This window comes from Marinomonas dokdonensis (genome assembly GCF_052747885.1).
In genome coordinates, this window is the sequence record NZ_JBRAND010000002.1 from 41,124 (window position 1) to 54,912 (window position 13,789).

Below are 13,789 nucleotides of genomic sequence, written 5' to 3' on the forward strand. Positions count from 1 at the left end.
TAGTGGAGAGTTGGTGTGCATTTACTGGCGGCTAAACCAGGTGGTTTTGTAGACGATGAAGGCATTGTCGATCTCGGGCAAGCGCCTGCAGATATTGTTGTTTTAGCCGCTGCCGATACTGTGTTGGGGGCCCTAGCCCATGGCTTAGACTTGGCGACGCAAGAGTGTCAGCACGCGGCTGAAGCTCTGCCGAGTGTACGCTTAGCCAACTGGATGCAGCTGCTTAAACCTGCCGCTTATGATCTTTATGAAGACAAGGTATTAGAGCGAAGCCAGCTGGTGGTGTTGTCTTTATTGGGCGGTGAGCACTACTGGTCTTATGGCTTCGCACGTTTACAAGCTTGGGTGCAGGCCAAGCCCGGTCGTCAATTGATCGTGGTGCCGGGAGATGATGCCCCAGCTCCAGAATTATTGGCGGCTTCTACTTGTGCCATGGAAGATGCCCACAGAGTGTGGCGTTATTTACGGGAAAGTGGCGAAGCCAACAGTAAGCAGTTTTTCTACTTTTTGGCCAGCTTAGGTTTCGCCCAGCAGCATGACTGGCAAGAGCCAAGCGTACTGCCCAGTGCCTTGATTTATCAGCAAGGGCAGGCGATCAGTCAAAGCCAATGGCAAGCCCATTATCAAGAGGCGTTAGCCGCCCAAGCTCCAGTCTGTTTAGTGGTGTTTTATCGCTCGCATATGCAAAGCGGCAATACCGCCATGTTTGATGACTTGCTGGAAACCTTAGTAGCTGAAGGGTTTGCGCCCTTGGCGGTGGCGGTCAGTTCGCTAAAAGATGACTTGTCAGTGGCGCTGATTGAAACGCTGGCTCAACAATACACTGCTCGTGTCATTTTAAACACCACTGGCTTTGCGGCCAACCGAGTTGGCAGCCCTGACCTTGCCGCACAACCGACCCACTTTCAGTCTGCCTTTGCGGTAGATGTTCCGGTTTTACAGTTGATTCTTTCCGCCAGTACTGAAGAGGACTGGCAAGCCCAATCACAAGGCTTGCGCAGCCGTGATGTGGCCATGCAAATCGTGTTGCCCGAAATGGATGGACGCATTATTACCCGCGCCATTAGTTTTAAGGCGTTGAGTTATTATCATGTCGCAGCGCAGATTGATCTGATTCGTTATCAATTGCAGCCCGAGCGAGCGACATTTACCGCGCAATTAGCCAAAAAATACGCGCAACTTGCCAGTAAGCCGAACGCTAAAAAACGCATTGCTTTTGTGCTGGCAAATTACCCCACTAAAGATGGTCGTATCGGTAATGGCGTAGGCCTAGATACTCCTGCCTCAACCGTGAATCTTCTTAAAGCACTCGAAGCTGCGGGCTATCCTATTAATGATATTCCAGAGGATGGTAACGGGTTGATCGAGAGTTTGTTGGGGGCGGTTACTAACAACCCTAACAGCTTGCATGAAAGAGACTGTTGGCAAAGTTTGGCCTTAGATGACTACCTACATTATTTTTACCAATTGCCTTTAGCTGCACAACAGGCGGTGTGGCAACGTTGGGGGCCACCAGAAGACGATCATAAGTGCCGTACTCAACAGGTGAATGGTCAGCTTGAAAGACGCATTATGTTGGCGGGGATTCGTTTAGGGGAAACCTTTGTCGGGGTGCAACCAGCTCGAGGCTTTAATCTAGACTTAGCGGCCAATTACCATGATCCGGACTTGGTGCCGCCCCATAGTTATCTGGCATTTTATTTCTGGCTGCGTCACGTTTATCAGGTGGATGCCTTTGTTCATGTGGGCAAACATGGCAACTTGGAATGGCTACCGGGTAAGGGGACGGCGTTATCAAATGTGTGTTGGCCGGATGTTATTTTGGGTCCAATGCCGAATTTTTACCCCTTTATTGTTAATGATCCTGGAGAAGGGGCGCAAGCCAAACGTCGAACCCAAGCGACTATTATTGATCATTTAATGCCGCCCATGACGCGTGCCGAAACCTATGGTGAGATGGCGGAGCTTGAGAACCTAGTGGATGAGTATTATCAAGCCATGGGCATGGATGTACGTCGCGAAACTTGGTTACGGGAGCAAATTCTTGAAAAAGTCACTTCTAGCCATTTATTAGAAGAATTAGTGGGTGTCCAAGAAGACGATGAAGACTCGGTGCTAGAGGGTCTAGATACCTACTTATGTGAAATCAAAGAAGCGCAAATACGTCATGGTTTACACCGTTTAGGGCAATTACCAGAAAACGGTAAATTGGCTGATACCTTGGTGGCTCTGTTGCGCTTGCCGAGAGGCAGTGACGCTAGCAGCCAAGGGTTATTGCATGCTTTGGCGGCGGACCTTGGTTTAATGACCGACAATGACTTTGACCCGCTCGTAAGTGTTGCTGCCCCTTGGCAAGGGCCACGCCCTGTCATGTTGGTGAATGTGTCAGCAGCGAGCTGGCGTACTCAAGCGGATACCAAGGAGCGTTTAGAACTACTGGCCGCGGGTCTCATTAAGACTTTTCTGTTGGCGGCGGAAGACATTCAAGAGTTGGCCAATGTGCTGCCGCAAACGGCGGCGGTATTAGTACACGCTAAACAACACTTGATGAGCGCTTTGGAGCAAAGTGCCACAGATGAAATTCAAGCCTTAATTGCAGGCCTCAATGGTGGCTTTATTCCGCCGGGACCAAGCGGAGCACCGACCCGTGGTCGTTTAGACACCTTGCCCACTGGTCGAAACTTTTTCTCGGTGGATAATCGCGCGATTCCTTCTCCTGCGGCGTGGGCAATTGGGCAAAAATCCGCTGAAGCCTTGATTGAAAGACACCTGCAAGAAGAAGGGGACTACCCTCGTGATCTGGGCTTATCCGTATGGGGGACCGCCACCATGCGCACAGGCGGGGATGATATTGCTCAAGCCTTTGCCTTGATGGGCGTGCGGCCTATTTGGGCGCCGGGCTCTAATCGGGTAACCGACTTTGAGGTGATTTCCTGCATGCAGTTGGGACGCCCGAGAGTGGATGTTACCTTGCGGGTATCAGGTTTTTTTCGTGATGCCTTTGCCAATGTGATGCGTTTGTATGATGCGGCAGTGCAAGCGATCGCAGATTATGAAGAGCCGGGCACGGGCAATGTCATTCGTGCCAATGTGCTAGCCCGCCAACAGGCGCTAATAGAGCAAGGTGTTTCTGCACAAACCGCCACTCGACAAGCATCTTATCGAGTATTTGGCTCAAAACCCGGCGCTTATGGAGCGGGTTTACAAGGCTTAATTGATGAGCGCTGTTGGGACATAAAAGCTGACTTGGCGGAAGCCTATGTAAACTGGGGCAGCTATGCTTACGATGGTGGCAAGCAGGATGGTGTGGCAGCACAAGACGCTTTTGTCGAGCGTTTGTCTAACTTAGATACCGTGGTGCAAAACCAAGATAATCGTGAGCATGATATTTTAGATTCAGACGATTATTACCAATTCCAAGGCGGCATGACCAATGCGGTGACAGAACTGGCCGGTCAAGCTCCGAGTGTTTATCATAGCGACCATTCTAATCCTAGCGCGCCAAAGGTACGTACTTTAAAAGAAGAGCTGAATCGTGTGGTGCGCTCCCGCGTGCTGAACCCTAAATGGATCAGCGCCATGCAAAGCCATGGTTATAAAGGGGCCTTTGAGATGACCGCCACGGTAGATTACTTGTTCGCCTACGATGCCACCACGGATTTAGTGGCGGACTATCAATATCAGCAAGTGACCGATCGCTTGCTGCTAGACCCTACTAATCAGGCCTTTATGCGAGAGAATAACCCCCACGCTCTAGAAGAGATGGGGGAGCGTTTGCTTGAAGCAATACAGCGCGACATGTGGCAAGACAGCGAAGGCTATCAAGAGAGAATCCAGTCCCTATTGCTTGATCTCGATCAGCAACAGGAGCAAAGCCAGTGATCTTGGGCAGAAGACCACTGAATATTAGTTAATTGGGCGCTACAATAGCGCCACAGCAATGAATCAAACAGAGAGAGATAATGAGTAACACAACTCAAAGCAAAAAAGGCATTATGATTTGCGGCCATGGTAGCCGCGATAAAGACGCAGAACGCGAATTCGGCCTAGTGGCCGAAGGCTTGAGGGCTCGTTATCCAGAGTTGCCCGTCGAATACGGTTTTTTAGAATTTTCAGCCCCAAACATTCATATGGGTTTGAACCGATTAGTAGAAAAAGGCGTTGAGGAAATCTACGCCGTGCCAGGCATGTTGTTTGCAGCGACTCATGCTAAAAATGATATCCCTTCCGTATTGACCACCTATGAAGAAAAACACCCGGGCTTGAAGGTCACTTACGGTCGAGAGCTTGGTTTGCAAGACGATATGATTGACGCCTTCCAAGCGCGTATTTACGAGTCTATGGGGCTGGATCCAGAAAACCCACCGGAAAATTTATACGACACCCTGCTGGTGGTGGTTGGCCGTGGTACGTCTGATACTTCAGCGAACGCAGAAGCAGCGAAACTGACCCGTATTGTTAACGAAAACATGGGCTTTGGTTGGGCTGATACAGTGTATTCTGGGGTGACTTATCCATCGGTTGGTGTCGGACTTGAGAAGCTGATGAAGCTAGGCTACAAGCGCATTGTGGTAGCGCCTTACTTCTTGTTCACTGGCCGCCTGATTAAGCGTATTCAGGGTTATGTGGATAAAGTAGCTGGGGAAAATCCAGGAATTGAGTTTATACAAACACCTTATTTGAATGACCATCCGAAAGTGATCGATGCCTTTCAGAACCGTGTAGAAGAGATTATGGAAGGAGAGTACGAATCGATCAGTGAGGAAACCCTGATGAACTCATTTAAACGTCGTTTGGCGGCAGGGGAGGTGGATGTGCATCACCACCACGCTGAGTTTGTTGATCCTCAAGATGATACCCAAGGCTTGTCACATGCTGATCACAGCCATGGGCATGATCACTCGCATCATCATGGACACAGCCACGATCACAGTCATAGCCATGATCATTCGCATGACCACGGACATGCCCATAGCCATGATCATTCACATGGACACAGTCACGGTCACTCCCATGGAGTTTACAAACACATAGGTCACCCTATGGGGCCAAGAACCATGATAGGCGAAGGTGTTTGTTGCTGCTTCATGGGCCAATTTACCGATGAGATCCTAGCGGAAGAAAAAGACAAAATCGACGCGGATTGCACCCAAACCGCTTTTGCTCACCGCAAATAGTCAGAGGGGGTTAGCCAACAGTTGCGTTGGCTAACCCTTGATTCGCTCAACTTCTAAGGTTTTAACCTTCTTGTTAACTTCCGGCTTTACTTCAAAGCTATCACGTCATTCCCTTGCGCCTGTCTCGTGCCTCGACGCGTCAGCGGGAATACTCGTGACAGCTTTTCTTTTATCTAGTACTAATTACTTTCTTCCTAACTAAGACAGGCACGTCTGTAAGCCTTTAAAAGCGGGCTTCTTTTGTTACGGGAAGTTTTGTTGATGTGTACTAATCAGTGCATGGTGGCGGATCACCTGAAAAGGCGTACATGAGGCAGCTGGCTGCTGTGATAGAGCTGATTTTTATATGAGTTGCCAGTTAAGTGGTTGATCGCCACAAACGACGATGTCAAAAGTACCTTTTTCAGCAGTTAGACTTGTTGAACATGAATAGCGATGGAGAAACTAGCAATTCACACGAGATTCATTCTTTTAAACTTGGTGACTATTAAAGAAAAATAAATAGAGGCTGAGAAGTTCACAGCCTCTATCGATAGTATAGCTAGTACCCAACAACAGCTCCATCTGTTCTATGTTCGGTACCTCCAACGAACAGGTTTTGTTTCTCAATCGTATCTTTGATAATAATTTGGCCCCGACCAAATGTCCCACCATCACGAGCAATTGAGATATTGTGCCCTCGTTCAATAAGAGATTGAATTATGTGAGATGGCATGGATTGCTCTACGGAAATATCATTCCCTTTAACCCACTGCCAACGCGGTGCGTCTAAAGCAGATTGAGGGTTTAAACCAAAGTCAATTAAGCTCATTATTACCTGCATATGTCCCTGTGGTTGCATAAAGCCGCCCATAACACCAAATGGCCCGATAGCTTGATTATTTTTAGTAATGAAGCCAGGAATAATAGTGTGGTATGTTTTTTTCTTTCCTTTCAAACAGTTAATATCTTTTGGATTAAGAGAAAAGGTTTGTCCTCTATTTTGCAAGGCTATTCCAGTGCCGGGCACCACAACACCGGAACCAAAGCCCATATAGTTACTTTGAATAAATGAGACCATGTTGCCATCATTATCTGCTGTTGCTAAGTAGACCGTGCCGCTTGATTTAGGGTCACCTGGGCAATGCTCTTGAGCTTCTTCTGTAATGCATTGCGCTCTTTTCTTTGCGTAGCCTTCATCCAATAACTCATCAACGCTGACAGTCATTTCATTTATATCTGTGATGTTGTGTAAACCATCAGCAAAAGCGAGCTTCATTGCTTCAATTTGCTTATGTATGTTCTCTGCATCGTTAACTTTTTTATAATTGAATTGCTTCATTATATTTAAAGCCATTAAAGCAACAGTACCTTGACCACTAGGTGGCATTTCCCAAATATCATAACCATTATAATTGACGCTAATAGGGTCAACCCATTCTACCTCATGCTCAATTAAGTCTGTGATTGATAGGAAAGCATTGTTATCTTTAGCAGCTTCATAAATTTTATTGGCTAATTCACCTTTATAAAAAGCGTCGCCATTAGTTTCACCAATAAGGCGCAGTGTTTTCGCATGAGCAGGAGATTTCCATATATCTCCTAAGGTAGGTGATTTACCATTTGGAGCAAAAACGTCTAACCATTCTTGATAAATTTCTCCATTATCTTTTTTTCTTAAAGCTGAAAATTTATCAAATGCGACTTTCCAAAACTTTGCTAGTGTAGGGCTGATTGGAAAGCCTTCAGTGGCATAATTTATAGCAGGTGTTAGACATTCTAATAATGATAAATTTCCCCAGCGCTTATTTAATGCTGACCAAGCTGATGGTACGCCGGGAACGGTAACAGGTGTCCATCCATAAGTTGGCATTTCAGATAAACCTTGAGCTTTTAATGCATCAATGGAAATAGAGGCTGGAGACATTCCATTTGCATTTAATCCGTGCAATTTATCTTTCATCCAAACTAATGCAAAGGCGTCACCCCCTATACCGTTAGACGTTGGCTCTACTACAGTTAAGGCCGCAGCCACAGCTATAGCGGCATCAATGGCGTTACCCCCTTTTTGGAGTATATTTAAACCAGCTTGCGCAGCTAAAGGTTGAGATGTGGCAACCATACCGTTAGTGCTGTAAACCGCATTTCTCTGCGAAGTAAATGGGTATGATGTTGAGTGAATATTCATAAATTATCCTTTTCTATTTTGGATCAAACGCATCGCGAAGGGCATCACCAAATAAGTTAAATGCTAATACGATTGTAAAAATGGACAGACCAGGCAAGATGGCCATCCACGGAGATTGGGTTAAAAATCCTTTAGCTGCATTTAGCATACTTCCCCAGCTAGGGTCAGGTGCTTGTTGACCTAGTCCTAAAAATGACAAGCTTGATTCAGCGATGATGGCACTCGCTAAAGATAAGGTCACTTGGATAAAAAGAGGAGCTAGGATATTAGGCAGGATATATTTAAACAGTATTCCCATATGTGATACGCCAATGGAATAAGCTGCTTCAACATATTCCATGTATTTTACGGATAAAACTTGGCCTCGAGTTAGGCGAACAAATAAGGGCACATTTGCAATACCGATCGCAATCATGGCATTGGTTAGATTAGCGCCAAGAACTGCAGCCAGTGAAATGGCTAAGATAAGTGATGGAATGGCCATTAAAGCTTCGGAACAGCGTGAAATGATACTATCTAGTTTTCCGCCAAAATAGCCAGCTATCATGCCTAAAGGCACTCCAATTATAAAGGCGATAACTACGGAGAAAAAACCTGCCATTAAGGAAGCCCGTGCACCATATAATAAACGGCTGTATATATCGCGACCTATCTCATCGGTTCCAAACCAATACTCTAAAGAAGGAGCTTGTCGGACGGCTAACCAATTTGTTTTAGTTGGATCATAATTTACTAGTAACGGTGCGAAAACTGCTAACAATACAAAAATAATTATAATACTTAATCCAAACCAGCCAACTGGATTCTTACTGAACTTCTTCCAAGCTCGATTATCTAGCCATCTGGAAAAAAACGTCCAACGAAATTGTTTTGTGTAAATGGAAGTAGACATTAGTTCACCTCTTTATTGCGTAGTTTCGGATCTAGGAGGTAATAAGCAATATCAGCTAAGATATTACTAATGATGAACATCAAGGCTGAGAACATAACTATCCCTTGCACGACAGGGAAATCACGATTGTAAACAGAGTCGACTATTAATTTACCTAGGCCTGGAATAGTAAAAACCTGCTCAGTTAATACAGCACCGCCTAGTAATTCACCGAACTGAATGGTCACCATAGTAACCACAGGGATTAAGGCATTACGTAACGCATGTTTTAAGTAAATGACCTTTCTTTTCACACCTTTTGCTCTTGCAGTTCGAATAAAGTCAGCACTCAATATTTCTAACATTGCACCTCTAGAGTGACGAAATATGGTGGCAGCTAACCCAGTACCTAATACAAAAGCTGGCATAATCATTGTTTGAATATTTTGAGATATACTTTCAAAAGGGCTGACATATCCTGATGCGGGTAATACCCCCCAGTAAACAGAAAATAGTAATATCATCATAAAACCTAGCCAGAAATTCGGAATAGACTGACCAACTAGAGCAAAGATACTTGATGATAAATCCCATTTTGAGTTTTTCTTAACCGCTGCGATCACACTCATCGGTATACCAATTAAAATAGCGAAAAGCATCGATAAAACACTAAGTTCGATAGTAACGGGAAGTTTCAGTAATAATAGTTCCATTACAGACTGATCACTTCGAATAGATGTACCTAAGTCGCCCTGTAGAACATCACTTAACCAATAAAGGTATTGCACTATAAAAGGTTCATTCAAATGGTAAGTTTCACGTATATAGTCCATCGCCTCAGGGCTACGATCTTCTCCCGCCAACATTAATGCAGGGTCACCAGGCATTAATTTTTGTAATCCAAAAATAAAAAAAGAAATCAATAATAACGTTGGAATCGCTACACATATTCGACGAATAATAAATTTGAACATTACCTATCCTTTCAGAATGATGAGAGGGTTTCCCCTCTCATATCGTTATTTATTTCACATCACGCAATCGAGGCATGCCATCAGCATAAGGTTTAAAACCTTCAATTTTATTCGAAACACCCCATTGCCATTTTGGGTGGTACAAATACAACTGAGGTCTCATTTCTAAAACCTGCTCCATTGCATTGGAGTAAAGAGCTTGACGCTTAGAAATGTCGGGTTCACTTCTTGCTTCAACAAGAAGGTTCTGAATACTCTCATCGTCAAAGCCATTTTCATTTAATGGCCCACCATCTCCATAAAAAGAATAAATATTGCTATCAGGGTCAACTCGACCGCTCCAACCTACGATAGTAGCTTCATATTCGCCTCTTGATTTTGCATCTAAAGCTGTTGCGTTATCCATTGTATTGAGTTCAATACGAATTCCAGCTTCACTGGCCATCGCTTGGACAACTTGTCCTATTTGAGTAGCCTCTGTTGTATTAGCAATAGTTAGCTCAATACTCACACCATTTTTATACCCAGCGGTTGCCAATATTTCTTTTGCTGTTTCAATGTTGCGTGCCGGCATGGTTAAGTGGTTTGCATAAAAAGTACTTCCAGGAGTTACCCATTGATTATCTGGTACATATTGCCCTGCAAAAACCACTTGATTTAATACATTTCGATCAATGGCGTATTCAAAAGCTTTTCGAACCAAAGGGTTTTTAATAGCCATATCTTTATTTTCATAGGCTCCAAATCCTAAGTTAAAAGTAATACCGTTATAACCAAGTCCTGCTGTTTCTAATACATGTAGATTGCTATCTGTTTTAATGCTTTCTATATCTGTAGGAAGAACTCGCTCTGCAATATCAATCTGCCCAGAGCGCAAGTTTGCTAACCGAATGGTGGCATCAGGTAATGGTAGGTAGGTAACTTTATCAAAGTGATAATGCTCAGCTTCCCAATAGCCACTAAATCTATCTAACACAATTCGATCTTGAGGAACTCGACTTTCGAATTTATACGGTCCTGTTCCGACTGGATTTTGCCCAAAGTTTTTGCCTAACTTTTTAGCTGCAACAGGTGAAACCATCATCCCTGATCGATCTGTAAGTGTTGCTAATAAAGGTACAAAAGCTTGTTTAAGGTGGATTTTAACTGTGTAGTTATCTAAAATCTCAACATGATCAACCATGGCTAATTCCGTTTTACGTCGAGAGCCTTCAAGAGTCATAGAGCGATTAATATTAAATTTCACAGCTTCAGCATTAAATGGAGTACCATCATGAAAAGAAACACCCTCTCGTAAAGTAAGAATTAATCCCTTGTTTTCATCTACCCATTTCCAACTAGTCGCGAGCATTGGAACGAGATTTAGCTCCTGGTCTATTTCAATTAACTTATCAAATAAAGACGTGAAGACTTCGCGCCCAGCCATTGTGCGACCTAAATCAGGGTCTAAGGCATCTGGGTCAGAATTCAATCCTATCGAAAAATCTTTCGCATAAGATAAGGGGGTTATTGTTAGCATAAGTAGCAGCGAGGCAGTTTTAAGTTTCATTATTAGGTTCCTTTAAGTGATTGAATTATTGCTATGATTTCATTCATTTTTTGAATGCATTTGATATAGTTTTCGACGAACTTGGTAGCCTTTTGACTTGTTCTCTTTAAACTTAAGAGGCACAAAGGCTGGTATATTTTTATGCATGAAACAGGCGACTTGGTGTGGCTCATTATCGTTTATTTGTTCGTCATTTAGGGACTGAACTAAGGTAGGCCTTTCTTGCTCACAACGAATACCTGCATGTTTGCAACGTGTTCTAAAGTAGCAACCTTCAGGGAGCTTTTTGGGGTTGGGTAACTCCCCAGATAGTAGGCTAAGTGCTTTGTTTGTAGGGACTGGATGTGGAATAGAGGATAATAAGGCTTGTGTGTATGGGTGTTTCGGATTTGTAAAGACATCCTCAGTTTTGCCCATCTCAACAATTTCTCCCAGATACATAACCACAACCCTATTAGACATATGTTTAATTACTGATAAATCATGAGATATGAGGATTAAAGTGAGTCCAAATTTTTCTTTCAAGTCATTAAGTAAGTTTATGATTTGTGCTTGTACCGATACATCTAAAGCAGAGACAGGCTCATCACCCACAATCAGTTTTGGCTTACTTGCTAAGGCTCTAGCAATGGCAATTCGTTGGCGTTGTCCTCCACTGAATTCTTGTGGGTAGCTATTTGCGTGTGTGGTAGATAACCCCACTAATTCCAAAAGCTCGAATACGGCATTTCGCAAATTCTCACCTTTAAGCTTTTGATGAATTTTTAATGATTCAGCCAGTGTTTTATACACTGTCATTCGGGGGTTCAAAGAAGCAAAAGGATCTTGGAAAATCATTTGCATTTCTTTGCGTAACGCTTTCATTTCAGCACTATTGACATTAAGAATACTATTACCTTCATAAGTAACGTCACCTGAAGTCGGCTCATGTAATCGTAATAGCATTCGGCCTAATGTTGATTTTCCGCAACCAGATTCTCCGACTATAGCCAATGTTTCACCAGCATAAACATCAAAGCTAACATCGTTAGTGGCATGGAGAACTGCCCCTCCACTAGAAAAGGTTTTGACTAAATGCTTGGCAGATAGAATTACTTTTTCCTTTATGAAAGTACTAGACGTCATGAGTATTACCTTCCATATAAATATTTTGGTCAGACTCTATATCCAGTTGAGATAGGTCTAAATTCTCTTCTAAAGGCGTTAACCAACAATAACTTTGGTGATTTAATTCATGTTGAATACTAGGTGGTTTATCATTGCACTTCTCATGAGAAAAAGGGCAGCGTGTTTGAAATCGACATCCTTTAGGCATTGAAATTACTGACGGAACCATGCCAGGTATAGTTTGCAAGCGCTTTTGTTTCTCATCGAAATTTGGGATTGAATTTAGTAGACCAATTAAATAAGGGTGTTGTGGGTCATTAAATACAGTTTCAACAGGACCACTTTCTACAACTTGTCCGCCATACATAACAATGACGTCATCAGCAATTTCAGCCACAACACCAAGGTCATGTGTAATAAACAGAATCGATGATTGGTGTTCTTTTTGGAGATCCTTTATAAGGCTTAAAATTTGTGCCTGAACTGTTACATCTAGAGCCGTTGTTGGCTCATCTGCAATTAATAACTTAGGTGAATTAATTAATGACATCGCAATCATAATGCGTTGTCTCATCCCACCAGATAGCTGAAAGGGGTATTCATCAAACCGTTCCTCTCCTGAAATATTAACCTTTTCAAGAGTTTGATTGACTCGCTCCCTGACTTTATCGCTGGAAAGATCCTCATTATGAGTTCGAACAGCCTCAGCAAGCTGCTCGCCAATAGTCAAGACAGGATTAAGTGAGGTCATCGGCTCCTGAAAAATCATTGCAACTTGGTCTCCGCGCAGTGATTCCATTTGCTTATCGCTTCTCAACAGTAAATTTTTCCCTTGGAAAAGGATCTCTCCACTTGCATTTATAGTATTATTTTTAGTGGCAACCAAAGGCCGCTGTAAGCCCATAATAGAAAGGGAAGTGATACTTTTTCCACAGCCACTCTCTCCTACTAGGCAAGTTACTTTACCTTCACGAAGACTGAAATTGATGCCATCCAAAATATCTGCTTGACCTTGATGTGTACTTACACTCAAGCGTAAATTCTTTACTTCTAATAGCGCCTTTCTATTCATGAAAACTCCCATGAGTATTTCTTTTGTATGGACATATCAATGCGTCATTAACCGATCTTTAAAATATCGAAATTATTTCAATATCACAAGATAATTAATTTATATATATAATTTTGCGTTTAGTCAACAAAGTTAAGGAAAAAATTTTTTTTGTATAATTTTATTTTTATGATAACTTTGTCAATCTTCATCTATACAGGTTTTTATTTATGAACAATGAAAGGAAGACGGCTTCTGAGACAATTTATCAGGGATTGAAAAGAGACATCATTCATGGTTTTTACCCCTGTGGCGAAAAGATTAAACTCGAAGAAGTAAAAGATAGGTACAACGTAAGCTACAGCCCTATACGTGAAGCACTATCAAGGTTAGCTGAGAGTCGTTTACTGACCAATTCAGGTCAGAAAGGATTTCGTGTATCTGATATGTCTCAAAAAGATTTTGAAGATATTACAGAGACAAGGATCAAGCTTGAATGTATCGCATTAGATGTATCACTAAAAAATGGTGATGCTGAATGGGAAAGCAATATGGTGGGTGCCTATCATAAGTTGAGCCTGCAAGAAAAATTGATACATGAGAAAAAAGAAGTAAACACCGAGAATATTGAACGATTAGATGACGCTCATGAAGCGTTTCATCAAGCGTTACTTGCGGGTTCAAACTCACCGTGGTTACTGTTTTTTGTCAAAAGTCTAAATGCACAATTTGATCGCTATCGACGATATAGCACTACATTTCAATTTAGCCAAAGTGTCAGCGTAGAATATCATCGTAAATTGAAAGACTTAGCATTAGAAAGAGATATTCCTCAAGCGTTAAAACTACTGGAAGAACATATCCGCTACTCTGCGGAAGCCATAATTAAATAA

Annotated in this window: 9 protein-coding genes; 3 read left to right on the forward strand and 6 right to left on the reverse strand. The window is 43.0% G+C overall.

What is annotated here, in order from left to right:
• Positions 1 to 15: 15 nt before the first annotated feature.
• Together cobN and ACUM5Y_RS04730 are read left to right on the forward strand one after the other, a co-directional pair.
• Positions 16 to 3,882: a cobaltochelatase subunit CobN gene (cobN, locus tag ACUM5Y_RS04725; RefSeq protein WP_445975712.1), complete on the forward strand. Its 3,867-nt coding sequence runs from the start codon at positions 16 to 18 to the stop codon at positions 3,880 to 3,882.
• A gap of 80 nt (positions 3,883 to 3,962) precedes the next feature.
• Entirely contained in the window at positions 3,963 to 5,177 is a 1,215-nt protein-coding gene (locus tag ACUM5Y_RS04730) for a sirohydrochlorin chelatase (RefSeq protein WP_445975713.1), read from the forward strand.
• 541 nt (positions 5,178 to 5,718) lie between these two features.
• Here the strand turns inward: ACUM5Y_RS04730 and ACUM5Y_RS04735 are convergent.
• From ACUM5Y_RS04735 to ACUM5Y_RS04760, 6 genes are read right to left on the reverse strand one after another with little or no spacing between them, the layout of a single operon-like run.
• Positions 5,719 to 7,344 (reverse strand): gamma-glutamyltransferase family protein, encoded by a 1,626-nt coding sequence (locus ACUM5Y_RS04735; RefSeq protein ID WP_445975714.1) that lies wholly within the window; start codon positions 7,342 to 7,344, stop codon positions 5,719 to 5,721.
• 13 nt (positions 7,345 to 7,357) lie between these two features.
• The gene (locus ACUM5Y_RS04740; protein ID WP_445975715.1) at positions 7,358 to 8,236 is read right to left on the reverse strand and encodes an ABC transporter permease; all 879 of its coding nucleotides are present in this window, start codon (positions 8,234 to 8,236) and stop codon (positions 7,358 to 7,360) included.
• On the reverse strand, positions 8,236 to 9,189 hold the full coding sequence (locus tag ACUM5Y_RS04745; RefSeq protein WP_445975716.1) for an ABC transporter permease: 954 nt from the start codon (positions 9,187 to 9,189) through the stop codon (positions 8,236 to 8,238). The genes ACUM5Y_RS04740 and ACUM5Y_RS04745 overlap by 1 nt, the downstream gene beginning before the upstream one ends.
• Positions 9,190 to 9,238: 49 nt before the next feature.
• Positions 9,239 to 10,738 carry an ABC transporter substrate-binding protein gene (locus tag ACUM5Y_RS04750; RefSeq protein WP_445975717.1) on the reverse strand — a complete coding sequence of 500 codons (1,500 nt, stop codon included), beginning with the start codon at positions 10,736 to 10,738 and terminating at the stop codon, positions 9,239 to 9,241.
• A gap of 39 nt (positions 10,739 to 10,777) precedes the next feature.
• Positions 10,778 to 11,863, reverse strand: coding sequence for an ABC transporter ATP-binding protein (locus tag ACUM5Y_RS04755; protein ID WP_445975718.1), 1,086 nt, complete (start codon positions 11,861 to 11,863; stop codon positions 10,778 to 10,780).
• The gene (locus tag ACUM5Y_RS04760) at positions 11,853 to 12,917 is read right to left on the reverse strand and encodes an ABC transporter ATP-binding protein (RefSeq protein ID WP_445975719.1); all 1,065 of its coding nucleotides are present in this window, start codon (positions 12,915 to 12,917) and stop codon (positions 11,853 to 11,855) included. Before ACUM5Y_RS04760 ends, ACUM5Y_RS04755 begins: the two co-directional genes overlap by 11 nt.
• Before the next feature lie 209 nt (positions 12,918 to 13,126).
• Here ACUM5Y_RS04760 and ACUM5Y_RS04765 point away from each other — a divergent pair, with 209 nt between their 5' ends.
• Positions 13,127 to 13,789, forward strand: coding sequence for a GntR family transcriptional regulator (locus ACUM5Y_RS04765; RefSeq protein ID WP_445975720.1), 663 nt, complete (start codon positions 13,127 to 13,129; stop codon positions 13,787 to 13,789).

Excerpts from the sequence above, each read along its gene's own strand:
- ACUM5Y_RS04755 (WP_445975718.1), bottom strand. The coding sequence starts at position 11,863 with ATGACGTCTAGTACTTTCATAAAGGAAAAAGTAATTCTATCTGCCAAG.
- ACUM5Y_RS04765 (WP_445975720.1), top strand. The coding sequence starts at position 13,127 with ATGAACAATGAAAGGAAGACGGCTTCTGAGACAATTTATCAGGGATTG.
- ACUM5Y_RS04750 (WP_445975717.1), bottom strand. The coding sequence starts at position 10,738 with ATGAAACTTAAAACTGCCTCGCTGCTACTTATGCTAACAATAACCCCC.
- ACUM5Y_RS04730 (WP_445975713.1), top strand. The coding sequence starts at position 3,963 with ATGAGTAACACAACTCAAAGCAAAAAAGGCATTATGATTTGCGGCCAT.
- ACUM5Y_RS04745 (WP_445975716.1), bottom strand. The coding sequence starts at position 9,189 with ATGTTCAAATTTATTATTCGTCGAATATGTGTAGCGATTCCAACGTTA.
- ACUM5Y_RS04735 (WP_445975714.1), bottom strand. The coding sequence starts at position 7,344 with ATGAATATTCACTCAACATCATACCCATTTACTTCGCAGAGAAATGCG.
- ACUM5Y_RS04760 (WP_445975719.1), bottom strand. The coding sequence starts at position 12,917 with ATGAATAGAAAGGCGCTATTAGAAGTAAAGAATTTACGCTTGAGTGTA.
- ACUM5Y_RS04740 (WP_445975715.1), bottom strand. The coding sequence starts at position 8,236 with ATGTCTACTTCCATTTACACAAAACAATTTCGTTGGACGTTTTTTTCC.